Origin of the sequence: Aquabacterium parvum (genome assembly GCF_001447195.1) — a bacterium.
Classification (GTDB): domain Bacteria; phylum Pseudomonadota; class Gammaproteobacteria; order Burkholderiales; family Burkholderiaceae_C; genus Aquabacterium; species Aquabacterium parvum.
The window spans coordinates 1-24,358 of the sequence record NZ_LFRI01000477.1 but is presented as its reverse complement, the minus strand read 5'-3'; the positions used below and the strand labels follow the sequence as shown (position 1 = coordinate 24,358).

Sequence of the window (24,358 nt, the reverse complement as noted above, 5' to 3'; positions counted from 1 at the left end):
CAGCGCAGACTGGCTCCATTACGCCGATCCGCCGCTGGCTCCAATACGGCGATCACGCACTGGATCCATAACGCCGATCATCGGCTGGCTCCAATATGCCGATCACGAAGTGGCTCCATTACGCCGGTCGGTGACAAGAGGAATTTGGCTTTGCAGCGTTCGCTACAGAAGAAGAACATCTTGCCTGCGTAGCTCTCGGTCAGTGCCGATTGCTGCCTGATCGTCATGCCACAAACTGGATCCTTGACTTCGTCGTCAAGCAATGCGGTGCTATCGCTTGGTGAGTGGTGATGGCTGTGATTTTCATTCACGGGCAACTCTCCAGCGGTGATTGGAAAAAGCGCGGCAGGAACCTTGGTGTGATGAAAGCATGGGCCTCGTAGGCCGCTCCAAACTCACGTTGTATGCACTTCATCGGGTTGTCTTGCCAGAATCTGCCGATTTCTGTGGCGTGTCAGACCCGTGCTTTTGCCCTCCGTGACCGCCATGTCCATGCCCGAACAGGTGCATCAGTGGGCATGCCAATAGCAACAGATAGGGCAGCTTACCCACGACATGCGACCAGTGCTCTCGCAATACGAAGAACGCCAGAATGGCGCCGACCATGATCAACGCTACGCCGAGCGGGGACCTCAGAAACGATGGGCGTCCAGTGCTGCTTTGGTGATGGGTGTGTGCGTTTGTCATTTGCGCTCCGTGTATTGCGAGTGTTTACGTGGAAATCACTTTTTCGTACCGGATGCCGGGCCCATGCCCATGCCGTCCTTCATCATTGGACAGCCGCTTTCCTTCATGGCTTTCATGTGCTCATTCATGGCTTCCTGGCGCTTCTTGAAGTCTCGGATCTTCATGATTCGCTGGATTTCGGCGTGGTGCTTTTCCATGTGGGCGTGCATGCCCATTGACTCGCTCATGGCCGACGAAGTCGATGCGCTTGGGGCAACAACTGACGCGGATGCCGACGCCGCAGGGTGATGTGCCGAGTGATCTTCTGCCTTTGATTGTGCAAAGGCCATTCCGTTCAGTGCCAAAAAAACCAGGGCTGCGGCAGAGAAGTTGCGTTGATTGACGATCATGCTGACTCCAGTATTCGCTAGGCGAACGGTTGTGGTGAGTTCAGCTTAGTGGCAGCACCTTTCATGCAGGTGAGTCAGAGATTACAGGTTTGTTATCTTGGTGTCATTGAGGCCATTAACGCCAGCCAGCTTGATCTAGATCAATGGCAGAGGGCGCGCATTGCGCGGCACCGGGTGCCTGGATGCCAATTCCACAACAGAATGAGCATGTCAGGCGTGGGTCGGGTTCGCCCTGTCGCCCACCGGGAAACTCAGCGTGAAGCAGGTGCGCCCGTGCTCTGAGGTGACGGCGACTTTTCCGCTGTGGGCTTCGACAATCGCACGGGTGATGGACAGACCCAGTCCTGCGCCGTCGCTGGATGGGTGAGCCCGAGCGGGGTCTGCACGGAAGAATCGATCGAACAACCTTGGTAAAACCTTGGGGTCGATGTCTTCGCCCGAATTGGCAACAGCCACCTCGATATAGGGCTCTGCTTTTCGCACGGAGATGCAAACGTCTCCGCTGCTCGGTGTGTGGCGAAGGGCATTTGACAGCAGATTGCTGACGGCCCTCCTGAACATCAGCCTGTCACCTGTGATCAGGTCATCGCCCACAACGTTGATGCGGATAAATTTTTCTTCCGCGACGGCATCGTAAAACTCTACGAGTTTCTGGATTTCTGATGACGCTTGAAAATGCTCCTTTTGAGGTATGGCAAAGCTGCGTTCAGTCTTGGCCAGAAAAAGCATGTCTGACACCATTCTGGCCAAGCGCTGAAACTCCTCGACGTTAGATGCCAGGGTATCTCGATAGGTCTCCGTGTCACGTTGCGATGACAGGACAACCTGTGTTTGCGTCATCAAGTTGCTGATAGGTGTGCGCAGTTCATGCGCCAGATCAGAGGAGAAATCTGACAAACGCTGAAAATCACTTTGCAGCCTGTCCAACATGCTGTTGAGTTCCTTTGCCAGATCGGCCATCTCAATGGGAACTGAGCCGACAGGCATCCGCTCGTCAAGTTGCCTCCCGGAAACTGTCGCAGCACGCGATTTCATCGCCCTCAACGGAGCAAGACCCTGGTGGGCAGCAAACCAACTGAACATGCCGCTGGCGATCATCGCAAGTACCGTGTAAATCGCCAAGGTTCGGCCGAGTTGGGCGATGAATTCGTCGTGGTGTTTCGTGTCAATGGCCACAACAACGTCAAGGGCGTTGGTGGGGTCGTATCCAGGGCTTTGCTGCATGCGAAGCGCCCGGTATTCCCGCCCTTGACTCTGCCACCTTTGAAACACCTGCTCGTCAGGCTGGCTCAACCCCGGCGCCACTTGCCCAGGCGGAGAAAACCGATCTGAACTGTAGAGTGTTGATCCGTCAATGCCTTTGGCAGAGATGTACATGCCGTGGTGGTGATTCAAGGCCTCGCTCAATCTTTTGCGGGCGTCATCTTGAGAGCGCGACTTCGTTAGGATGTCCTTGATGAGGACTTGCTTGTCACTGAGGGTGAAGCGGTCCAAATCGATGAAATGCTGGTCTGCAGCGTACATAAGCAGGCTGCCCAAGCCCAGCACAATGCACACGGACGTCAAGGTGAAGAACAATGTCAAGCGAGCGGTCAGTGACAACGCCTTCAGTCGTTCGATCTTCACTGAGCAGACCTTCCAGGCTCTTCGAGAACGTACCCCATTCCTCGTACTGTTTGAATCAACTTCATGTTTTGGCCTTCGTCGATTTTGACCCTCAGGCGTCGAATGGCCACCTCGATCACGTTGGTATCGCTGTCGAAGTTCATGTCCCACACTTGCGATGCGATGAGAGAACGCGGCAGCACCTCACCTTGTCGCCGCATCAGTAGCTCCAGAAGACCGAACTCTTTGGCCGTCAAGTCGATCCTCACGCCACCTCTGGTCACGCGTCGTCGCAAGAGATCCATCTCAAGATCAGCAACGCACAACGTTGGGCCGTCACCATGCTGCCGCCCCCTGCGCAGGATGATTCGAACCCGCGCCAGCAACTCCGCGAACGAGAACGGTTTGATGAGGTAATCATCGGCGCCCAACTCCAGCCCTTTGACACGATCCTCGACTTGATCGCGGGCTGTCAAAAATAAGACAGGCATTTCCAGGCCTTGCTGACGCAAGGTGCTCAGCACTTGCCACCCGTTGAGACCTGGCAGCATGACGTCCAGGATCACCAGATCGTGCGCACCGTGTTTGGCGAGGTGAATCCCGTCGGGGCCGTTGGTCGCCAGATCGACAACAAACCCTGCTTCGCTGAGCCCTTGGCGCAGGTACTCCCCGGTCTTTGGTTCGTCTTCTACGATCAAGATGCGCACGGTGATCTCCAGTTCCTGCCAGCGCATGAGTTTGCCGCCATTCTGACGTGCGTTTCGCAGATGACAAAACTGTCATCTGCGAAACAGGTTCTCGACAGGCTGACCTGGCACAATGGCAGCTTGAAATCACAGCTTGCCAAGAGGAAGACATGCTATTGGCCCAATCGTCCTATGTTGTTCGCCCCGCACTGGGTCTGGTGCTGTTAGCCATGGGGGGGCTGACCCAAGCCCAGCAGCCTGCCAGTGCTGAACCAATCGCGCCACCTGAATTCATGGTGACCTACCGATCCCCTATTGGCAGCTACCAGGGCTTTTCCGATCCGGTTCTCGCGGCCTGGAAAGAGTCCAACGACTTGGTCGGTCGCATTGGTGGTTGGCGAGCTTACGCACGAGAGTCGCGTGGTGGTCCCAACATCAAACCGAGCAGCGAGTCTGAACGCGATGATCCGCACGCAGGTCATGGGGAGAGCCGTCGATGAAAAGGCTGTTCAATCGAGTACCGCTGAGAGCGGGTGTCGCTGCGATCGGTTTGGGTGTTCTCTCGGGTTGTGCGAGCATCGACATTGGTCAATCGGTCAAGCGCATCAACGACGAAACCTCGGGCTTCACGCAGGGGAATCTGTCGCTGGCGACGAACGATTCTGAAAAGACAAAACTCCGCGGACGAGCCCACTCTCTGTTGGAAAAGCCTTTGAGCCAGTCGCAAGCAGTGGAGTTGGCGTTGGTCAACAGTCCTTCCATGCAAGCCCTGCTGGCGCAGAGTTGGGCTGAAGCAGCTCAGACGGCTCAGTCAGGCCGCATCGCCAATCCGGTGTTCAGTTTTGAGCGCTTGCGCGCTGGCGATGAGCTGGAGTTGGGGCGCGCTTTGTCCTTTGGCTTGCTTGATCTCATCTCTCTACCTTGGAGACAAAGTGCCGCCAGCCGACGAATCGATCAAGCACAGGTGAAGCTGGCAGCAGACGTCGTGGATCAGGTGACCTTGGTCCGCCAGGCTTGGGTCCGTGCTGTGGCCGCTCAACAGACGCTCAAGTATGCCGAACAGGTCTATGAGGCATCCCAAGCAAGCGCAGAACTGGCGCAGCGTATGCAAGCGGTCGGCAACTTCAACCGAGTTTCGCGCGCCAGGCAACAGGCCTTTTATGCCGACGCAGCAACCCGGTTGGCCTCTGTAAGCCATCTGAACACGGCGGCCAGAGAGGAGTTGGTACGTCTGCTTGGTTTGAACGATGCCCAAGTCGATCAACTGAGGCTTCCAGATCGTCTCCCCGACTTACCCAAGGAACCGGTGAATCCGAAGGCATTCAGTGCGCAGGCGTCTCAATCTCGACTGGATATTCGCTTGGCCCAGAGCAATTTCGATGCGTATGCCAAGGCTCAGGGTCTTGAACTGGTGAACTCGTTTACCGACATCGAGTTGACCGCCCGCAGGAACACCAAATTTGATAACGCAGCGGGAACAAGTTCCACTGCCAGAGGTTATGAGTTGGCCTTGCGACTGCCAATTTTTGACTGGGGCGGTATGCAGCGCGACGCCTTCAATGCGCGTACTTTGGCTGCGGCCAATCAGCTTGAGGCCGTCATACGCTCAGCAGGCTCCAACCTGCGAGAGAGCTATTCGGCTTATCGAGCTGCTCATGACGTCGCCAGGCATTACAGAGACGAGGTTCTGCCTTTGCGCAAGGTCATCTCGGATGAGAACCAGCTTCGCTACAACGGCATGCTCATCGGTGTATTCGAGTTGCTGGCCGACTACCGGGATCAAGTGGAAACTGTGATTGCCGCCATCGATGCTGAACAACAGTTCTGGTTGGCCGACGCCGCGATGCAGGCATCGCTGATCGGGCGCCCCACCAGTACCACCTTGTCCGTCGGCGGCGCAGCTCCCAGCGCCGGTGGCGGTCATTGATCAAAGGAACAAAGATGTCGTCAAGAAGAGATTTTTTCAGGATGGCTGGCATTGCTGGTGGCGCCGTGGCAGCCAGTGCCGTCAGTCGCGTGGCGATGGCCGCGTTGCCTGAGCCGGTGATTCAGACCAGTTCGGACACCATGGCTCCTCTCGTTCCTGAAACAGGGCGTGCTTACAACCCTGTGGTGACCTTGAATGGCTGGACTTTGCCCTGGCGTATGAACCAGGGCGTCAAGGAGTTCCATTTGGTTGCCGAGCCGGTGGTGAGAGAGATGGCGCCAGGCTTCAAGGCGCACCTGTGGGGGTACAACGGGCAAAGCCCGGGGCCTACCATTGAAGTGGTGGAAGGCGACCGTGTTCGAATTTATGTCACCAACAGGTTGCCAGAGCACACGAGCATCCATTGGCATGGACAGCGCCTGCCCAACGGCATGGACGGCGTGGCCGGTTTGAATCAGCCCGCCATTCCCGTGGGGAAGACCTACGTTTACGAGTTCGTAGCACGACGCCCGGGAACGTTCATGTATCACCCCCACGCCGATGAAATGACCCAGATGGCCATGGGCATGATGGGGTTTTGGGTCACGCACCCGAAGAACAAGCACCCGTTGATCGATGAGGTCAACAGAGACTTCTGCTTCTTGCTCAATGCTTTTGACATCGATCCGGGCAGTTACACCCCCAAGACGATGACCATGCTTGACTTCAATCTGTGGGCATGGAACAGCCGCATTTTCCCAGGGGTCGATTCGCTCAACGTTCGACTCAACGACAAGGTGCGCATCCGGGTTGGCAATCTCACGATGACGAACCATCCCATCCATTTGCATGGCCATGAATTTTTGGTGACAGGCACCGATGGTGGCCCGACGCCGAAAAGCACCCGCTGGTACGAGGTGACCACCGACGTAGCCGTTGGTCAGATGCGGCAGGTCGAGTTCCTAGCTGACGAGGAAGGTGACTGGGCCTTTCACTGCCACAAGAGCCATCACACCATGAACGCCATGGGGCACGACAACCCGAACCTGATTGGTGTGGATCATCGTGGCGTTGCCAAGAAGATCAAGAACCTTCTGCCCGAGTACATGGTCATGGGCGAGCGCGGGATGGCCGACATGACCGAAATGGAAATGCCGATACCCGACAACACCGCACCGATGATGACGGGCGAAGGGCCTTTCGGCTCGGTCGAGATGGGTGGCATGTTCAGTGTCGTCAAGGTTCGCAAGAACCAAAAGCATGGCGACTACAAGGACCCTGGTTGGTTCAAGCATCCTGCTGGCACCGTGGCGCATGAATATACCGGCCCCTTGAGTGAGCCTGCCAGATTCAAGTCTGAAGGCGGGCAATCTATGCCCCGGGCCAATAAGCCTGACAAGGCTGTCGAGGTGCGAGCCCGCAAGCCGACGTCTCACAGCGATCACTGATTTCTCAACCACTTGATACGGAGTTTTCATTCATGATGAACAAACGTCGATTCGCCACCCACTTCATTGCCGCAACTTGCTTGACGCTGTCCGCTTTCGCATTTGCTGGGGGAGACCATGCGCATGACCATGGTGCAGGAACCCAGGCCACTGAAGAAACCGCCATCGGCAAGCCTGGTCGGGCATCGAAGGTCACCCGAACGATCAAGGTTTCGATGAACGACAAGATGCGATTTGAACCTGCATCGATTCAAGTCAAGCAGGGCGAAACAGTGCGCTTCGTCGTCAGAAACGCAGGCCAGATCAAGCATGAGATGAACCTGGGGACCGAAAAGGAACCTTTGGAGCATCTGGAGGTGATGAAGAAGTTCCCGAACATGGAGCACGACGAGCCCAACAAGGTGTCCATTGCGCCTGGGCAGCAAGGTGAAATCGTCTGGCAATTCACTAAAGCCGGGACAGTGAATTTCGCGTGCTTGGTTCCTGGTCACTACGAGGCGGGCATGAAGGGCAAGGTCCAGGTTTCGAAGAAATGATCATGCGAGACCAATCTGCATCTCCATTGCGCTCCAGGCGCAAAGTGCTGATGGCGGCCTTGTCGTTGGCATGTGCGCCGACGATTTGGGCGGCCTCAGAGACTGCGGAGCGAACACCAATCAAGGTGTGGAAAGATCCCAACTGCGGCTGTTGCAAGCTGTGGGTCTCGCACCTTGAGCACAATGGCTTCGTCGTCACCGTGGTGGATGAGGGCAACAAGGCCGCGCGTGCCACCCTTGGGATGCCGGAGCGGCAGGCATCCTGTCACACGGCTGTGGTGTCCGGCTATGTGATCGAGGGGCACGTCCCTGCGCGCGATATCCGCCGGTTGCTCAAAGACCGGCCAAATGCACTGGGTTTGGCTGTGCCAGGCATGCCTGTCGGATCTCCTGGGATGGATGGACCTGACTTTGATGGTCACCGCGATCCATACCAGGTGCTGCTGATCCGAAAGAACGGATCGGTTCAGGTTTTTAACTCTTATTCATGAGGTCAACAATGAACGCCATTGCTAAATTTTTAGCCGTATCGGCTTGTGCCATCGGCATCGCTTCTCCACTTGCTTCATTCGCTCAAGCTGCCATGGACCATTCGAAGATGGAGTCCGCGCAGGCTCCCGCAATGACCGACGGCGAGATCAAGAAAATTGATCAGACCAACGGCAAAGTCACCATCAAGCATGGTGACATCAAGCACCTGGACATGCCAGGCATGACCATGGTGTTTACCGCCAAAGACAAGAGCATCTTGTCCAATCTCAAGCCTGGTGATCAGGTGAAATTCATGGTCCTCAGCGAGGGTGGGAAGATGATCGTGACGGAAATAAAAAATGCGCCCTGACGAAAGTGTTGAATCACGTTAGGCGCCAGGCTTGTTGAGTTGGTGTTGACTGTCTTTGCTCGGTGGTGTTTTTCCGAGATCGATTCAATCAGGCTTTGCTTGGGCGATTTATCTGATCGGTTGATTGGTTAGAGGATCGCCCATAGTCCAATTCAGTGCCCACTCTGCTGAAGATGGTGTTTGGCCTGATTTGGGAATGCTTTTTATTTTGGGGCTGTGGTGAAGAGCTATCTTCTTTTTCTTCGGTATGCATTGAAAAACTGGTTATCGAAAGAAAAATTGGTGGACGAGAGCTCAGCGTTTGATGTGTCCCTCACTTCACACGGAGATCGTGTCAACAGGGTTCATTTGGCGATCGAATCTGCGTGCAGCGGAATTAAGCCCAGAAGAGTCATTCTGTTCTTGTCTCGGGAAGATTGGCCGGGGCGATTGCCGAAATCGTTGACGCGTTTGTGTCATCGTGGATTGGAGGTGATAACCTGCGAAAACGATGGGCCTCACAAAAAGCTGCAACCTTATCTGCAGATGAATGCCTCTTTCGTTCGACCTTTGATCACCATTGACGACGATGTTTTTTACGAACATCTTGCTTTCAAGCATCTTTTTGATGCCTGGTTGAGCGATAAGGCCGTTATTCATTGTTTGCGCGCTCGGTCTGTCTTAACGAATGGCGATGCATTGATGCCCTACATCGCATGGCCGCTTTGCAATAGCAGTGCCCCCTCCCATCTTAATTTCTCCACTGGGGTAGGTGGCGTACTTTACCCACCTGATTTTCTGCTTCTGCTCAAGCGAGTCGGACTCGGTTACCGGGAGACGTGTCCTGATGCGGATGATATTTGGGTTAACGCGCATGCTGTGCGCTCCGGATTTCGTGTCAGGCAAGTTTTAAATGTTCCCTCACGCAGGCCAGATATACCTGGGTCCAGAGGTACTGCCTTGTTCAAAAAGAACATCCGTTTGGGCGGCAATGATGCGCAATTGGCAAGGGTCTATGACAAGTACATTATTTCAATAATGACGGATGAGTTGCGGCAAAAAATCAGGCCGCTGCTACGCATCAACTGAAAGATGGTGGCACGCTTTACATTTTCAAGGATGGAAAAATGGCGAAGGAAAGTAAGTATGGGAAAGCCGTTTACATGAAAAAAGGGGAAACGTTAGAAACCGTCGACGGGAAGAAGATAGTTGCGAGCAGCAACGAGGTGGCAAGGCTTGGCATCCTGATCAGCGAAGGACACCTGGATTGATTGGATGATGCGTTGCTTGCCCACATCGTCCAGGTCAACTTTGCCGACCTGACCGCAGCCCGCTACGCGCGGGCTTCGTTTCGCTTTGGGCATGTGGGGTTGCCAGGATATCGAGGATCGGACAGTCCGGTCTGTCATCACCATGGCAGCAATGAACGAGGTGTTCAAGGGTGGCCTTCATGGCAAGCAGTTCCTGGAGCTTCTGGTTTAACTCCTGCAGATGGGCCTGGGCCAGCGCCTTTACCTGGCGGCTTGGGCGTCGACGGTCTTGCCACAGTCCCAGCAGTTCGCGGATCTGATCCAGCGAGAACCCGAGGTCTCTGGCTTGCCGAATGAAGCGCAAGGTGCCGACCTCCTTGTCGGTGTACTGGCGGTAACCTGCATCGGTTCGCAAAGCGCCGGGGAAGAGCCCCACGCTTTCATAGTGCCGGATCATCTTGGCCGACACGCCGGAGGCCTTGGCCGCATCTCCGATGTTCATGTGTTCGCTCATCCAGCGGCTCCTTGTTAGTTGACGGTGACAGGCTTGGTGTGCTGTGGCAACTCGTTTTCCATCGCACCCCGCCAACGGCGCAGCAAGAGCGCATTGGCGATGACGCTGAGGCTGCTGAGCGCCATGGCGGCACCCGCGATGACGGGGTTGAGCATGCCCAGTGCCGCCAGTGGGATGCCCAGGACGTTATAGGCAAAGGCCCAGAACAGCCCCTGCTTGATCTTGGCATAGGTTCGCCGCGACACATCCAGGGCGTCGGCCACCAGCCTGGGGTCGCCGCGCATCAGCGTGACGCCTGCGGTCTCGGTTGCCACGTCAGCACCTCCGGCCATCGCAAAACCGCAAGATGCTGCAGCCAGGGCAGGGCCATCGTTCAGGCCATCACCCACGAAGGCCACGACCTCACCGCTGGCGCGCAAGGCTTGCACGATGGCCGCTTTGTCGCTGGGCAGCACCTCCGCTCGCACATCGAGAATACCCAGGGCCTGCGCGACCGCATCAGCGCTGCCCTGGTTGTCGCCGGTCAGCATGAGGGTTTTGATGCCCAGTTGGTGCAGGTTTCTCACCGCTGCAGCTGCCGTGGGCTTGACGGTGTCTCCGAAGGCCATCAGCCCCAACAGTTCAAAGCCGCCTGCGTTTTGCTGCACAAGCCATGACAAGGTCCGTCCTTGCCGCTCCAACACATCGGCTTGCGTGCCGAGCGCACCTGCATCCACCCCCAGTTCATTCAAAAGTCTGGTGTTGCCCAGCATCAACTTGGCTCCCCTCACCATGCCCTCGACGCCCCGGCCCGCCAGTGCCTTGGCATCTTGCACAGAGGGGATGGTGAGGCTGGCGTCGCGGGCGTGGGTGGTGACTGCCAGTGCCAGCGGATGGCTGCTTGCTTGTTGCAACGCTGCGGCCAGAGCGACCACTTCGTCAATGCCTGACCCTTCGGCCGGGACAACGGCTACCAGCGTCGGCTTGCCTTCCGTCAGTGTGCCTGTTTTGTCGAACGCCACGACGGTCACCGAATGCGCGATCTCCAATGCCTGAGCATCCTTGATGAGGATGCCTCGGCGTGCGGCGGCACCTGTTCCGACCATGATCGCCGTGGGTGTGGCCAGGCCCAATGCACATGGGCAGGCGATCACCAGCACGGCCACGGCGTTGATCAGGGCATGCTCCCAGTCTCCGTTGATGCCAAGCCAAGCCAGAAAGGTGAGTAGCGCGACCCCCAACACCACGGGAACGAACACGGCGCTGACACGGTCCACGATGCGCTGGATGGGTGCCTTGCCCGCCTGGGCCGACTCGATCAGCCGGATGATGCGTGCCAGGGTTGTTTCGGCACCGACGGCCTGCGTCTTGACAATCAACATGCCCTCGGCGTTGATGGCCCCGCCGGTCACCTGATCACCCACTTGTTTGGACACAGGCAGGCTTTCGCCGGTGATGAGCGATTCATCCACGTGGCTGCGCCCCTCCATGATGTCGCCATCGATGGGCACGCGGTCACCCGGGCGTATGCACACCAGGTCACCGACCCGCACGTCGGCCACGGGCGTTTCGACGTCAACGCCATCGCGTCGTACCAGTGCCGTGCTCGGCCGCAAGGCGTTCAGAGAGCGAATCGCATCCGTGGTCTGCCGCTTTGCGCGATCCTCCAGCCACTTGCCCAGGAGAACGAGCGTGATCACGGCAGCCGAGGCTTCGAAATAGAGGTGCGGCATGCCGTGCTGTGAATGCCGCATCAGAAGGTAGACGGACAGGCCGAAGGCTGCGGACGTGCCAAGCGCAACCAGCAGGTCCATGTTGCCGGCCTTGGCCTTGACGGCCCGCCATCCTGCCCGGTAGAAGCGCCAGCCCAGCCAGAATTGCACCGGCGTGGCCAGTGCGAGTTGCAGCCAGCCATTGAGCATCCAGTCGATCCCCACCAACTGCAGCACCATGGGCAATACCAGAGGCAAGGTTAAAACAGAAGCGATCGCCACGGGCCCCCATGTCGGCAGGGTGTTGGGCTTTGCGGGCTCGGCTTCCCGCTTCAATTGAGTCACATAGCCTGCCTTGGTGACCGCTGCCACGAGAGATGCGGGTGGGATCGTGGAGAGTGCACGCACGGCGGCCTGTTCGGTTGCCAGGTTGACGGAGGCCGACAAGACGCCGGGAACCTTGAGCAAGGCTTTTTCCACCCGGGTGACGCAAGAGGCGCAGGTCATGCCCTCGACATGGAGGGCCACATCGGTGGTCTTCAGGTCGTAGCCGGCCTCGCGGACGGCTGCGCTGAGTACCTCAAGGTTCACAGATGGGTCCGCTTGGACCGAGGCCACTTCGGTGGCCAAATTGACGTTGGCGCTTTGCACACCAGCCGTTGCCTTGAGCGATTTTTCTACCCTGGACACACAAGAAGCGCAAGTCATCCCCGAGATGGGGATGTCGATTCGGAATGTGGCCAGCGGCTTTTGCGGGGAGATCATGGTGTGCCCGTATAGGTGGTTGATGTTTGTCGTGGATCCTCAAGCTTCCCATCGTGGGAATGTAAAGTCATGTGGCAATTACTTGCTTTGATGGCATGGTTATTGAAAACAGGTGCTTGACCTTCCTGCTGTGGGAAGCTTGAAAGTGAACCCACCAAAAACCATTCGGAGTTTCTGATGATCACTTTTGAAGTCAAGGACATGACTTGCGGCCATTGCGTCAGCACCATCACCAAGGCGGTGCGGGCCATCGATAAAGAGGCCACTGTACGGATCGAGTTGCAGTCGCACCAAGTCCAGATCGAACCCACCGAGGCAGATGCAGATGAACTTCGCGACGCAATCCAGGAGGCTGGTTACACCCCTGTGGTGATGACAAATGGGCCGATCAAACCCGAGAAGGCCAGTCGAGGTGGCTGTTGTTGTGGGTGATGGCGTGACAGCCTTCAGGCATGTTTCATGTGAGGCGCTTGCGTGGCGTGCCTTGCCTTTTTGCTGCGGCGAATCAGCAGGTACGCAGCCGGAATCACGAACATCGACAGCAGTGGCGCCGTGATCATGCCCCCGACCATGGGTGCAGCAATGCGTTGCATGACCTCCGAGCCAGTGCCGGTGCCCCACATGATCGGCAGCAAACCCGCCAGAATCACTGCCACCGTCATGGCCTTGGGGCGCACGCGCAGCACGGCACCGTCACGGATGGCGTCCAGCAAGTCATCGACACTGACCTGGCCCTTGTCGATGCGCTCGCCCCAAGCCTGCTTGAGGTAGAGCAGCATGATCACGCCGAACTCGGCGGATACGCCAGCCAATGCAATGAACCCGACTGCCCCAGCCACCGACAGGTTGTAGCTCAGCAGGTAGAGCAACCAGATGCCGCCCACCAGGGCAAAGGGCAGCGTGGCCATGATCAGCAAGGCCTCGTCAAATGCACCGAATGTCAGGTACAGCAGCACGAAGATGATCAGCAGCGTGAAGGGCACCACCACCTTGAGCTTGGCCGTGGCCCGCTCCAGGAACTCGAACTGGCCTGACCAGGACACTGAGTAGCCCGGTGGCAGCTTGACCTTAGCTGAAACGGCCTTTTGCATGTCCTGCACCGCTGATCGCAGATCCCGCCCCCGGATGTCCACATACACCCAGCCTGACAGGCGGGCGTTCTCGCTGCGCAGCATGGGCGGGCCATCGGTCACGCGGATGTCGGCCACGTCGGACAAGACCAGGCGCTCTCCACGCTCGTTCACGATGGGCAAGGTGCGCAGTTTTTCCAGCGAATCACGTGTCTCGCGTGGGTAGCGCAGGTTGATCGGGAAGCGCTGCAAGCCTTCCACCGTCTCGCCAATGTTCTCGCCGCCCACTGCCGAGCTGATGAGCGACTGCACATCAGCGATGTTCATGCCAAAGCGCGCGGCGGCATCGCGGCGGATGTTGACATCGACATAGCGCCCACCGGTCAGGCGCTCAGCCAAGGCGCTGCTGACACCGGGCACATCTTTGAGCGCACGCTCGATCTCACCCGTGAGTCGGTCGATGGTGGCCAGGTCGGTGCCCGCCACCTTGACGCCCACGGGGCTCTTGATGCCGGTGGCCAGCATGTCGATGCGGTTGCGGATGGGGGGCACCCAGATGTTGGCCAAGCCGGGTACTTTCACAATGCGGTCCAGTTCTTCAACCAGCCTGTCTTGCGTCATGCCGGGGCGCCATTGGTCTTTGGGTTTGAACTGGATGGTGGTCTCGAACATCTCCATGGGTGCCGGGTCGGTCGCGGTTTCGGCGCGGCCTGCCTTGCCATAGACACTGGCCACCTCGGGGACGGTCTTGATCAAACGGTCGGTCTGCTGAAGCAGCTCGGCGGCCTTGCCTGCGGACAAGCCTGGCAGGGCCGTGGGCATGTAGAGCAGGTCGCCCTCGTCCAGCTTGGGCATGAACTCACCGCCAATGTGCTGCAAGGGCCACAAGCTGAGCAACAGCAACACGGCGGCCACCGCCAGCGTGCGCTTGGGGCCTTGCAAGACTGCATTGAGCAGTGGGCGGTAGATGGCAATCAGGAGTCGGTTGAGCGGGTTGCTCTGCTCGCTGGGGATGCGGCCACGGATCAGGTAGCCCATCAGCACGGGGATCAGCGTGACCGACAAGCCCGCTGCCGCCGCCATGGCATAGGTTTTGGTGAAGGCCAGCGGCGAGAACAGCCGCCCCTCTTGCGCCTCCAGCGTGAACACTGGCACAAAAGACAGCGTGATGATCAACAGTGAGAAAAACAGCGCGGGCCCGACCTCGGCCGCCGAGTCGCCGATGACCTTCCAACGCTCGGCACCTTCCAGCGTTTGATCGGGGTGGGCCTGCTCCCAATGTTCCAGGTGCTTGTGTGCGTTCTCGATCATCACCACGGCTGCATCCACCATGGCGCCAATGGCAATGGCGATGCCACCCAGCGACATGATGTTGGCGTTCACCCCTTGGTAGTGCATGACGATGAAAGCCGCCAGGATGCCCAGGGGCAGCGAGATGATGGCCACCAGGGCCGAGCGCAGGTGAAACAAAAAGACAAAGCACACCACGGCCACCACGGCGAACTCTTCGAGCAGCTTGTGCGAAAGGTTCTCCACCGCACGCTCGATGAGGGTGGATCGGTCGTACACAGGCACGATCTCCACCCCTTTGGGCAAGCTGGCTTGCAGGGTCTTGAGCTTGGCCTTGACCGCAGCAATCGTCTCCAATGCGTTCTTGCCTGAGCGCATCACGATCACGCCGCCAGCGGCTTCTCCCTCACCGTCCAGCTCACCGATGCCCCGGCGCATTTCCGGCCCCATCTGGATGCGGGCCACATCCCCCAGGCGCACCGACACGCCTGCGTCGGTGGTCATCAAGGGCACTTGTCGGAAATCGTCCAGCGATTGCAGGTAGCCAGAGGCACGCACCATGTACTCGGCCTCGCCCAGTTCCAGCACCGAGCCACCCGCTTCCTGGTTGGCCTTCTGGATGGCCTCGACCACCTGGGTGTGCGGGATGCCGTAGGTGGCCAGTTTGTCGGGGTCCAGCACCACTTGGTACTGGCGCACCATGCCGCCCACCGAGGCCACTTCCGCCACATTCGGCACTGTCTTGAGTTCGTACTTCAAGAACCAGTCCTGCAACGCTCGAAGTTGCCCGGCATCCTGTGTGCCCCCACGGTCCACCAGGGCGTATTGGTAGATCCAGCCCACGCCCGTGGCGTCGGGCCCCAGCGAAGCCTTGGCGCTGGCAGGCAAACGCGACTGAACCTGGTTCAGGTACTCCAGCACACGCGAGCGGGCCCAGTACAGATCGGTGCCGTCCTCAAACAGCACGTAAACATAAGAGTCGCCGAAGAAGGAGTACCCCCGCACCGTTTTGGCACCAGGCACCGACAGCATGGTCGTGGTCAGCGGGTAGGTGACCTGGTTCTCGACGATGCGCGGTGCCTGGCCTGGGTAGGTCGTGCGGATGATGACTTGCACATCAGACAGGTCGGGCAAGGCGTCCAGGGGCGTTCTCGCAACCGAATACACCCCCCATGCACTGAGCATCAAGGTGGCCAGCAGCACCAGGAAGCGGTTGGTGATGGACCAACGGATCAGGCGGGCGATCATGGCTTGCTCCCTTGCTTGGCTGTCCCATGGGCTTGATGGGGCGCCTCGGACGCAGGCTGGGGCTCAGGTGCCAGGTGCGACAGTCGGGTCAACTGCGGCATGCCGTCGGCATCCATGTAGAACTCAAAGCTCACCGGGTCACCCACTTCCAGATGGCGGGGCAGCCCGCCCTTGAGTGGCACCTTGAAATCCATCGTCATAGAGCCCCACTTGAGTGAGGCAATCGGCCCGTGCGACAAGGTGATGGCCTCGCCTGTCAGGGCTTCTACCTTGGCCTGACCTTCGTGTCTGGGTGCAGCCTTGTCCACCGTCGTCGCAGGCGTGCCATTCAAGCGGGCTTCGACACCCTTGAGGCTGGCTTCCGAATCGATCAGGAACTGCGAAGACACCACCACACGCTGGCCCACATCCAGGCCGCGCTTGACCTCAGTATGCCCATCGCTCTCGATGCCCGTCTCGATCTCGACCGGGCGGAACCGCCCTTTGTCTTCGGCCAGCATCACCACGGTGCGCGTGCCCGTCTGGATGACGGCCTCGGTGGGGATCAACAAGGACTTGTCGGCACGCATGTCCATGAACTGCATGGTCACGCTCATGCCAGGCACGAGGCGCATGCCTGGGTTGTTCAATTGAACGCGGGCCTTGAGGGTGCGGGTGCCAGGGTTGACCTCTGGCACCAGGGCCTGAACCGTGCCTTCAAAGGTGGTGCCAGGCACAGCCGGGCTGCGGGCCTGCACCTTGGTGCCTGGGCGCAGTTGTGCGACCTGACTCTCCGGCACTTCGGCGTTGGCCCAAACCGTGGACACGCCGTTGATGCGCAACAAGGTGGCCCCTGGCATGACGGACATGCCTTCGCGCACCATCAACTCACTGAGCACGCCGTTGATGGGTGCCGCCAAAGTGATGCGCGGCTGGGTCTTGCCGGTTTGCTCGACGCGCTTGATCTGATCCTCGCTCATGCCCACCTGACGCATGCGCTGGCGAGCGCCATCCACCAAGCTGCCCAGGTCGGCACCCCGCATGCGGCGAACAGACAAGAACTCTTCTTGCGCGGCCACCCAATCAGGCACATAGAGATCGGCCAGGGGCTGACCTTGTTTGACCGCATCCAGCGTGGCGCGCACATGCAGCCGCTCCACAAACCCGGCGGCCCGTGCTTGCATGACAACCTGGTCGCGTTCGTTGTAAGCGATGCTGCCCACGGCAGAGACCTGGGGCGACAGCACCCCTTCTGTGACCTCTGCGGTGCGCACACCCAGGTTCTGCTGGATGCGTGGGCTCACAGTGACCTTGCCCTGGTCGCCATCGCTGTCTGCGTAGACGGGCACCAGCATCATGTCCATGAAAGGCGACTTCGCGGGCTTGTCAAACTTGTTGCCCGGCACCATGGGGTCGTGGTAGTACAAGACCTTCTTGCCGGTGACCGGGTCCATGTCGCCAGCCTTGAGGCCATCGGCGATGTGTCGCCGGGTGGCGTCTTCACCCTCTGCCACGCTTTGCGGCAGGGCTTGGGTGGCGTTTGCTTCTGTGGCAGGCTGAGCGGGGCGCAGTTCAGCATCGGCATTCATGCCCATGCCTCTTTGCATGCCCAATGCGTACAGGCCATATGCAGCGGCACTCAGTGCTGTGGCGGCAATCATGGCGATCACCAGATTTTTGAGTTTCATGTGAGGCTCCGTGTCAGTGGTCAAGAACGGGTATGGCCGCGTCGTGTTCCACCGGGATCAGGTAGTTGAGCTGCGCCCAGATGCGAGCGGTGTCCATGTCGAGTCGCAGCCGGTCCATTTGGGTGTCCAAGGCCATGCGGCGAGCCTCCAGCACGGAGGCCAGCGTGCCGCTGCCGCCTCGGTAGGCGGTCAAGGCGGCCTGTGTTCGCTCGGCAGCCAGCGGGATCAAGGCGCTGTCGTAGCGGCGCAGGCGATCCCGGCTGCTCTGCCAGGTTTGGAGCATCACCGTGACCTGGGCAAGGTGCTCCCGTGTGGCCTCTTCGCGCTGGGCGCGCATTTGCTCCACGGTGGCCAACCTGGCAGCCAGGTCCCGGTCCTGACGGCTCTTTTGATCCCATTGCAAGGGAACGGAGACATTGACAGAGGCCATCTTGGAATAGCCGGGACCACGTTGACTGAGCATCAGCTCCACACCCCAGTCGGCTTGCTTGTTGGCTCGGGCCAGGTCCGCATCGGCCTGAGCCATCTCTTCCTGCCTGACCATGAAGGTGATGTCGGGGTGCGAGGTCAGCGTGCTTTCCAGATCGCTCAGGTGCAAGGGAACATGGCTGGTGTCGGGTGCATCACCCAGGGGCGTGTCGGCTGCACGACCTGTCCACCGGCGCAGCGCGGTCTGCACGGTGCTCACTTCACGCGTGGCCAGATCGATGCGGTCATCCACTTGGGCGAGTGCTGAGCGTGCGGCGAGCACATCGGTTTGCGATCCTCGGCCACCTCGGTAGGCGACCTCAGTCGCCTCAACTTGCAGGCGGATTTCATCGCGCTGTGCCTTGACCAGGGCCAGCATGCGTTCCTGGTAGTAGAGATCCAGCCAGGCGATGGCCGTGTCTCGTTGCAGTTGAGCCAGCGCTTGTGCGCGGCTGGCTTCGCTGGCCTGGGCTTCCCGCTCAAAGCGCATGGACCGTGCAAGACGTTTGTCTTCACGGGTGAACTCCTGCATGAGACCCACTGAGCGCATGGTCATGAAATCGCGGGTGACGCTGAAGCGATCAGGCCCGTTAATGGGCAGGTTGTTGATGCCCAGTTTGAGGACGGGATCAGGTTGCTGAGCGGCCGAAACTGCCATGTCGCGGGCAGCCGCCGTGGCGTGGTTCTGGGCCACCAGTTGCTGTGAGCGTGCCTGGGACAGCCCGAGCGCATGTTCAAACGTCAGGACGTCCCCGGCATGGGCGTGGAAGGATGCGAGGCTGAGGGCCACCAGAACGACGACACCTTGGAAGCGCGTGCGAATGCGCGTGAGCATGCGCATGCAAATGGGATGGCCGAGATCGACCAGTTGCATGCCCCTGCGCGGCAGGAGCGAAGAATGGGTAAACATGACACCTCCGAATGAAGCCAATGGCGTGGGCGTGTGCAGGACTTGGCAGAACGCCACGCGCCTGCATTGGCCAGCAACCTGCGCGACCAGGCGCTGAAGCGGCCGTCAGGCCTTTCAGCGCCGCGTCACTCGGCGTGTCAAATGCGGAAGCAGCAGTGCAGTATGGACAGCGGTGGTGGCGCCGCGTGAAGGCGGCTGTCCGCAGTCGGCGCCAGGCCATCCGGCCTTGAGGCGTCCACCGTCAGGGCGACGGTGTACAGCGCGATCAACATCGCCGCAGGCACGGTAGGCACCTGGGTGTGATCGCTTTGTTGGGTGGGGTGGCAATGCTCGGCGCACAGGCCAGGGTTGGCTTGGTCCAGGTGCCTGCCCATGCCTTCGTCCATCTGCTCGCAATCGATCATGGCGCCCATCGCGGTGATGGCGTCGGCGGGGGCATTGCCGGAGACGACGTTGCTGGGGCAGGCGTAGGCCGCCACGCTCATCTGCGCGAACAGGATCACGCCGACCATCAGTCGGCAAATCCAATGCTTGAGCGCGCGCGGCATGGTCATGCGGCCACCTGCTCTGTGGGGCGGGTGTCGTGATCGACCAAGGCCGCGATGATGGGGCAGTGATCGCCATTGGCCGACTTCTGGCAACAAGTGACCAAGCCTTCAAGGGCGACGGCCATGGCTTCCAGTTGGGTGGCTCGCTGGCGGATGTCCAGCACACGTTGATGGGTGATCTCGCGCACGCGCACCTGATCGGTCTCGGCGCTCAAAGACACCAACGAGGCCACATCGTCCAGGGAGAAGCCCAACTCTTGCGCACGTTTGATGAAACGCAGGCGCCGCACGTCACCCTCGTCGTACTGACGAAAGCCATTGCCTTCACGGGCAGGCTCACGCAACAACCCGCGCCGCTGGTAAAAGCGCACCGCTTCCACGCCGACTCCTGCCGAGTCGGCGAGCTTGCGAACGGTGAAGGCGTGCGTGGGCATGTGGAGCGATTTGGCTAATGTCTGTTGCGCAGAACGGAGTTTAGGCGAAGCGAATGTTGTTTGTCAAATTGGCTTTTCGGGGTTGGCTTGACAACGACGCGATGACATCAATCACATGCCAGTACATCGATGATGGGGCAGCTGGCCTCACCGTTGCCATCGTCACACTGCCGGACCAAGTCGCCCAGTGCCTGTCGCATGACCGCCAAGTCAGCCATCTTCTGCTTGATCAGTCCCATCTTGCGCACAGCAAGAGCCCGAGTCTCACCGCAGGCACACGCGGCATCAAGGGTCAGCAATGCACCGATCTCTTCCAGCGTGAAACCCAGTGCCTGCGCCCGCTTGATGAATCGCAGGCGTTTGGCTTGCGAGGGAGCATAGCGCCGATGCCCTCCCAGTGGCTTGGGTGGCTCATCCAGCAGGCCGCGCCGCTGGTAGTAGCGAATCGTCTCGATGCTCACTCCGGCAGCGTCGGCCAGCTTGCCGATGGTCAGTTCTGTTGCCATCACATTCCTCTTGACTCTGTACCTAAGTACGGGATTTAGAGTAACACTTGGACAAACAAGTTCTAGAAAAACGACATGGCACGACTCACTGAAAAAGGTTCGTTGATCGCAGGTGCGCTGGCCGCCATCGGGGCATCGGTGTGCTGTGTAGGACCCCTTGTTCTGCTGGCACTGGGCATCGGTGGGTCATGGGTTGGCAGCCTGACCGCGATGGAGCCGTACCGCCCTGTTTTCATCGGCCTGACGCTGCTCTTCCTTGGACTGGCTTTTCGCAAGCTCTACGTGGCGCCCCAGGTCTGCACGCCCGGGACGCCGTGCGCTGATCCACGCGCACGCCAAAGACAGCGCCTGATGTTTTGGGTCGTCACGCTGCTGCTGCTAGGCCTGCTGGCCGTGCCGTGTTTCGCCTCACTGTTCTACTGAAAGGAGACTTCCATGCAAAAACTGATCATTGCTCTGCTGGCTAGCGCGCCACTTGCCGTGTTGGCAACCACCCCGAAAACCGTCACACTGGCCGTGCAGAACTTGACCTGCGAGCTGTGCCCGATCACGGTCAAGAAGTCGCTGGAAAAGGTGCCGGGCGTGAGTGCGGTCAAAATCGATTTCGACAACAAGACAGCCATCGTCACCTATGACGCCGACAAGGCCAAGCCGGACGCGTTGACCACAGCCACGACGAACGCTGGCTATCCGTCTGCCTTGCAGAAGTGACGCCACGATGAGCGCCGTCATCCTTGAATCCGTGCTGACCTGTCCACAGTGCGGCCACGCACAACAGGAAACCATGCCCACCGACGCCTGCCAGTTCTACTACGAGTGCACGGCCTGCCATACGCTGCTGCACCCAAAGCCGGGGGATTGCTGTGTGTTCTGTTCATTCGGATCGGTGCCATGCCCGCCTATTCAACAACAACGTGGTTGTTGCGCAGGCAGATAAGAGCCGCGCTGCATGCCTGTTTCACAGGCTGAACATACTTCACCGTCAGCTTGCGGTTCTCGCTGATTGCATAGAACACCACCTTGTCACCGTGCCGCACTAGATCTAGACGGGACCTCGCCGTAGGTTTTTAGGCTTGACGTCGCATGAAGTCGCGAGAGCATGAACCATCAAATGTTCATGAAGGAGCGCCACCATGGTCAAAACCACTGTCACCGCCCAGGGCGGTTCTGCGGCCCTGCCGACCCTGCTCGGGCAAGGTCCCGCCCGCATCCCCACAGGCGGCAAGATCCGCGCAGGCATCAAGGTGCTCACCCGCAAAGCTGCGGAGCAACCTCAGGCGCAACGCCTCTACGACGAGGGCGTCGAGGCCGGGCAGTCCTTTGACCAGATCGAGCGCGCCATCGTGGGTGCGCTGCCGCAACTCAAGTCACCGCTGATCCCGCGCAATGTGCCCTGGTTCACCGTGCGGGCACAAGACTTCCCCAATCCCGAGACGCCGAAGCAAATCCTGGCGGCCTATGGCGAGGACCGTGGCGACGGCCTTCACCTCTATCGCTTCCCCATCGTTTTTCCGTCCGACCAATGGCAAACCGTGATGCCGCACGAACTCGCAGCCTGGGGCGCGCAGGACAAGCGCTACTGGTCGCAGTATTCGGCCGATGGCCGTGTGCGGCACTGCATGTGCCACGCGCCGGTGCCCATGGACCATACGGGGCGGCGCTCCATCCGCATCTTCGGTGGACGCAAGACGGTGCTGCGTGAAGACAACGGCGGCACTTGCGAGCCCGAGTCCTGCGCCGACTACCAGCAGCGGCGCTGCAATCTGACCGGGCGATTCCTGTTCTTCATCCCGGGCATCCGCTCCATCAGTGCGTTCGAGTTGCCGACCAACAGCTTCTACGCCATGAACGCGGCCATCCAGAAGTTCGAAACCATCGGCTTTCTGCGAGGCGGTCGTATCTCTGGCTTTCTGGATCGCCAACGCACCCCGTTCTACCTGACCAAACGCTTGATGGAGGTCGCCCATATCGATGAGACGGGCCTACCCACACGTGTGTCTCAATGGATCATCGAACTGGAAGCGCCTGTGGATGTGACGGCCTTGCTGCGTGACAGGGAGGACGAAGACACGGCCATTGTTCAGGCTCAACTGGCCACCCAGGTCCTGGATGGGGCGCCAAGGTGGGAGGGTGCTGGTGCAGATGTGGATACCGTTGTGGAGACGGTGATCGCCGATGCACCCAAGGACATCCCGCTCCATGACGGGGATCTCACCTTGGAACACCTCCTGGTGCGTGCCCAAGCCTATGGCATTGCCGCCGAGCAGTACCAAGCCTACGCCGACCGACGGTGGGGCCGAGGATGGCGGCTCAACCCGCATGGGCGCCGCCGGGCCTGGGATGAACTGGATCGCTATCGCAACGACCCGCAGGGCTACCTCGACAAGATCGAGAGTGAACTGCACAGAGTGTCATGAGGGAGAAGCACCATGGTTCGCATCGCGCACTTTTCTGACCTTCACTACGGCCCCAAGAACCTGATCGAGGCCGACCGCTGTTTCGGGACAGCCATCGACATGGCCATGGCCTCAGGTGTGCAGGCTGCGGTGCTGTCCGGGGATTCAACCGATCACGCCCTGGACTTGCATTCGCCCGCAGCCGAACGCCTGGTGGCGCAGGTGCGTCGCCTGGCAGACCACTGCCCGGTGCTGATGCTGCAAGGCACGTTCTCTCACGAGCCTCCTGGCACCCTGTCCATCTTCAAATCTCTGGGCGGGCGTTACCCTGTTCATGTGGCCGACCAGATTGGACAGGTGGCGCTGATGCCGAATGGCTGTTGGCAGGTTTCGGAAGGCTGGCGCTTCGATGTGCTGCCGGATGGGCTCATGACCCTTTTCAGCTGCGTGCCCACGGTCAACAAGGCTGCTGTGGCGGCCACGGTGGGGGCGGGGGCTGCTGCCGAGGCAGTGGGCGAGCACCTGGCCTTACTGCTGGCCGGGTTTGCCGAGAGCCACCGACGCGCTCAGTCCTTAGCCGTGCCGTCCATCGGCGTATCGCATGGCACCGTCTTTGGTTGCCTGAGCGAGCACGGCGTGCCCATGGCCGGATTCGACCACGAGTTCACCACGGGCGCATTGTTCGCTGCTGAGGCCCAGGCTTTCATGCTGGGGCACATCCACCGGCATCAGGCATGGGACTGCGAGGGGCGGCATGGGCAGCAGCGCATCGCCTATGCGGGCTCCATCGGGCGTTTTCACTATGGGGAGGATGGCGACAAAGGCTGGCTGCTGTGGGAGGTGGATGCCTCGTCAGCGGTCTGCACGCTGCAGCCGACACCTGCTCGGCGGACTGTGGATATCGTGTTTGAGGGCAAGCCTGACCTCGATGCCTTGCGGGATGCCGTGGCGCAACAGGACGTTGCCGGGGCGTTCGTGCGTGTCCGGTGGACGGTTGCAGACGAAGATCGCCATGAGGTCAATCGCCAGGCCATTCAGCAGGCGCTGGGTGCGGCGGCCGAGGTCAAGCTGGAAGGGCGCATCGTGCCGGTGGTGCGCACCAGGGCGGCAGGCATTTCGCAGTTAACTAGCCTGGAGCAGAAGGTTGCGGCCTGGGCGCAGGCAACGGATGTTCAGGATGAAGGGCTGCTAAGGTGCCTCGGTGAGTTGGCGTGTTCCCAGCCTCATGAAATTGCTGGCAGGATTTTGGAAGCGACATGCCCAAGTTGCGGTGATGGTGGCACCGAGGGGGCGTATGAGCCGCGAAAGGTGTGTAGCGATGACGTTCTGCTGTGTCGATCTACAGATCCGCAGTCATACACGTGCAGGGCGGATGAGGGGTGCCATCGGGGACTGTCAGATTTTTTGTGTTTGAGGCTGAACACCGCCTTGGTCAGACGGAGGGTTGAAGAAATCTGTCCTCGTAAAGGATGGCGAATTGGTTCATTGCGGCCTTCCAGTCATGCGCCGCCCGCCCCCAGTCTG

Annotated in this window: 27 protein-coding genes; 14 read left to right on the top strand and 13 right to left on the bottom strand. The window is 59.5% G+C overall.

All coding sequences use genetic code 11. From position 1 onward, the window contains the following. Window positions 1-77: 77 nt before the first annotated feature. The 5 genes from ABG80_RS22130 to ABG80_RS18205 all read right to left on the bottom strand — a co-directional run bounded on the left by ABG80_RS22130 (window position 78) and on the right by ABG80_RS18205 (window position 3,388). Window positions 78-311: a YHS domain-containing protein gene (locus tag ABG80_RS22130; protein ID WP_152987735.1), complete on the bottom strand. Its 234-nt coding sequence runs from the start codon at window positions 309-311 to the stop codon at window positions 78-80. A 100-nt stretch (window positions 312-411) separates the two neighbouring features. Further along, window positions 412-606, bottom strand: a complete 195-nt coding sequence (locus ABG80_RS21680) for a DUF2933 domain-containing protein (RefSeq protein ID WP_407638773.1) — start codon at window positions 604-606, stop codon at window positions 412-414. A gap of 116 nt (window positions 607-722) precedes the next feature. Next, window positions 723-1,076: a hypothetical protein gene (locus tag ABG80_RS22125; protein ID WP_137839878.1), complete on the bottom strand. Its 354-nt coding sequence runs from the start codon at window positions 1,074-1,076 to the stop codon at window positions 723-725. A gap of 210 nt (window positions 1,077-1,286) precedes the next feature. Further along, on the bottom strand, window positions 1,287-2,702 hold the full coding sequence (locus tag ABG80_RS18210) for a heavy metal sensor histidine kinase (protein WP_200964346.1): 1,416 nt from the start codon (window positions 2,700-2,702) through the stop codon (window positions 1,287-1,289). After that, window positions 2,699-3,388, bottom strand: coding sequence for a heavy metal response regulator transcription factor (locus ABG80_RS18205; protein WP_058089017.1), 690 nt, complete (start codon window positions 3,386-3,388; stop codon window positions 2,699-2,701). Before ABG80_RS18205 ends, ABG80_RS18210 begins: the two co-directional genes overlap by 4 nt. Before the next feature lie 47 nt (window positions 3,389-3,435). Here ABG80_RS18205 and ABG80_RS22120 point away from each other — a divergent pair, with 47 nt between their 5' ends. From ABG80_RS22120 to ABG80_RS18180, 8 genes are all read left to right on the top strand, one after another. Next, complete coding sequence (locus ABG80_RS22120) at window positions 3,436-3,867, top strand: hypothetical protein (RefSeq protein ID WP_152987734.1); 432 nt, start codon at window positions 3,436-3,438, stop codon at window positions 3,865-3,867. Next, entirely contained in the window at window positions 3,864-5,294 is a 1,431-nt protein-coding gene (locus ABG80_RS18200; RefSeq protein WP_058089013.1) for a TolC family protein, read from the top strand. Before ABG80_RS22120 ends, ABG80_RS18200 begins: the two co-directional genes overlap by 4 nt. Window positions 5,295-5,308: 14 nt before the next feature. Further along, window positions 5,309-6,721 carry a multicopper oxidase family protein gene (locus ABG80_RS18195; protein WP_058089012.1) on the top strand — a complete coding sequence of 471 codons (1,413 nt, stop codon included), beginning with the start codon at window positions 5,309-5,311 and terminating at the stop codon, window positions 6,719-6,721. A gap of 32 nt (window positions 6,722-6,753) precedes the next feature. Continuing rightward, a complete protein-coding gene (locus tag ABG80_RS18190; RefSeq protein WP_235513943.1) occupies window positions 6,754-7,257 on the top strand; it encodes a cupredoxin domain-containing protein in 504 nt (167 codons plus the stop codon). Further along, window positions 7,254-7,748 (top strand): DUF411 domain-containing protein, encoded by a 495-nt coding sequence (locus ABG80_RS21675; protein WP_407638772.1) that lies wholly within the window; start codon window positions 7,254-7,256, stop codon window positions 7,746-7,748. The genes ABG80_RS18190 and ABG80_RS21675 overlap by 4 nt, the downstream gene beginning before the upstream one ends. Window positions 7,749-7,756: 8 nt before the next feature. After that, complete coding sequence (locus ABG80_RS18185) at window positions 7,757-8,098, top strand: copper-binding protein (protein WP_058089011.1); 342 nt, start codon at window positions 7,757-7,759, stop codon at window positions 8,096-8,098. 219 nt (window positions 8,099-8,317) lie between these two features. After that, window positions 8,318-9,166 (top strand): hypothetical protein, encoded by an 849-nt coding sequence (locus ABG80_RS22115; protein WP_152987733.1) that lies wholly within the window; start codon window positions 8,318-8,320, stop codon window positions 9,164-9,166. Then, window positions 9,163-9,348 carry a CopK family periplasmic copper-binding protein gene (locus ABG80_RS18180; RefSeq protein ID WP_058089010.1) on the top strand — a complete coding sequence of 62 codons (186 nt, stop codon included), beginning with the start codon at window positions 9,163-9,165 and terminating at the stop codon, window positions 9,346-9,348. Before ABG80_RS22115 ends, ABG80_RS18180 begins: the two co-directional genes overlap by 4 nt. Window positions 9,349-9,382: 34 nt before the next feature. Here ABG80_RS18180 and cueR read toward each other — a convergent pair whose 3' ends face one another. Together cueR and ABG80_RS18170 are read right to left on the bottom strand one after the other, a co-directional pair. Next, window positions 9,383-9,829, bottom strand: a complete 447-nt coding sequence (gene cueR / locus ABG80_RS18175) for a Cu(I)-responsive transcriptional regulator (RefSeq protein ID WP_083506251.1) — start codon at window positions 9,827-9,829, stop codon at window positions 9,383-9,385. A 26-nt stretch (window positions 9,830-9,855) separates the two neighbouring features. Further along, window positions 9,856-12,297, bottom strand: coding sequence for a heavy metal translocating P-type ATPase (locus tag ABG80_RS18170; protein WP_058089008.1), 2,442 nt, complete (start codon window positions 12,295-12,297; stop codon window positions 9,856-9,858). Between the two features lie 177 nt (window positions 12,298-12,474). Between ABG80_RS18170 and ABG80_RS18165 the strand changes: the two genes are divergently transcribed. Next, complete coding sequence (locus tag ABG80_RS18165) at window positions 12,475-12,729, top strand: heavy-metal-associated domain-containing protein (RefSeq protein ID WP_058089007.1); 255 nt, start codon at window positions 12,475-12,477, stop codon at window positions 12,727-12,729. A 14-nt stretch (window positions 12,730-12,743) separates the two neighbouring features. On the opposite strand, the gene ABG80_RS18160 is transcribed toward ABG80_RS18165, so the two are convergent. From ABG80_RS18160 to merR, 6 genes are all read right to left on the bottom strand, one after another. Beyond that, window positions 12,744-15,905 (bottom strand): efflux RND transporter permease subunit, encoded by a 3,162-nt coding sequence (locus tag ABG80_RS18160; protein WP_058089006.1) that lies wholly within the window; start codon window positions 15,903-15,905, stop codon window positions 12,744-12,746. Continuing rightward, a complete protein-coding gene (locus tag ABG80_RS18155) occupies window positions 15,902-17,572 on the bottom strand; it encodes an efflux RND transporter periplasmic adaptor subunit (RefSeq protein ID WP_058089005.1) in 1,671 nt (556 codons plus the stop codon). The genes ABG80_RS18160 and ABG80_RS18155 overlap by 4 nt, the downstream gene beginning before the upstream one ends. A 13-nt stretch (window positions 17,573-17,585) precedes the next feature. Continuing rightward, on the bottom strand, window positions 17,586-18,914 hold the full coding sequence (locus ABG80_RS18150) for a TolC family protein (RefSeq protein WP_235513942.1): 1,329 nt from the start codon (window positions 18,912-18,914) through the stop codon (window positions 17,586-17,588). Between the two features lie 173 nt (window positions 18,915-19,087). Then, entirely contained in the window at window positions 19,088-19,504 is a 417-nt protein-coding gene (locus ABG80_RS18145; RefSeq protein WP_058089004.1) for a hypothetical protein, read from the bottom strand. Next, a complete protein-coding gene (locus ABG80_RS18140) occupies window positions 19,501-19,932 on the bottom strand; it encodes a MerR family transcriptional regulator (RefSeq protein ID WP_058089003.1) in 432 nt (143 codons plus the stop codon). Before ABG80_RS18140 ends, ABG80_RS18145 begins: the two co-directional genes overlap by 4 nt. Before the next feature lie 107 nt (window positions 19,933-20,039). Then, window positions 20,040-20,438: an Hg(II)-responsive transcriptional regulator gene (gene merR, locus ABG80_RS18135; protein WP_058089002.1), complete on the bottom strand. Its 399-nt coding sequence runs from the start codon at window positions 20,436-20,438 to the stop codon at window positions 20,040-20,042. 75 nt (window positions 20,439-20,513) lie between these two features. Here merR and ABG80_RS18130 point away from each other — a divergent pair, with 75 nt between their 5' ends. The 5 genes from ABG80_RS18130 to ABG80_RS18115 form a co-directional block, all read left to right on the top strand. After that, window positions 20,514-20,861: a mercuric transporter MerT family protein gene (locus ABG80_RS18130; protein ID WP_058089001.1), complete on the top strand. Its 348-nt coding sequence runs from the start codon at window positions 20,514-20,516 to the stop codon at window positions 20,859-20,861. A 12-nt stretch (window positions 20,862-20,873) separates the two neighbouring features. Beyond that, a complete protein-coding gene (gene merP / locus ABG80_RS18125; RefSeq protein WP_058089000.1) occupies window positions 20,874-21,149 on the top strand; it encodes a mercury resistance system periplasmic binding protein MerP in 276 nt (91 codons plus the stop codon). 7 nt (window positions 21,150-21,156) lie between these two features. After that, entirely contained in the window at window positions 21,157-21,375 is a 219-nt protein-coding gene (locus ABG80_RS23635) for a GDCCVxC domain-containing (seleno)protein (RefSeq protein WP_083506250.1), read from the top strand. Window positions 21,376-21,571: 196 nt separating this feature from the next. Continuing rightward, entirely contained in the window at window positions 21,572-22,855 is a 1,284-nt protein-coding gene (locus tag ABG80_RS18120) for a recombination directionality factor (RefSeq protein WP_058088999.1), read from the top strand. A gap of 12 nt (window positions 22,856-22,867) precedes the next feature. Continuing rightward, window positions 22,868-24,358: metallophosphoesterase family protein (locus ABG80_RS18115; RefSeq protein ID WP_235513945.1), on the top strand; the 1,491-nt coding region annotated here is incomplete at its 3' end.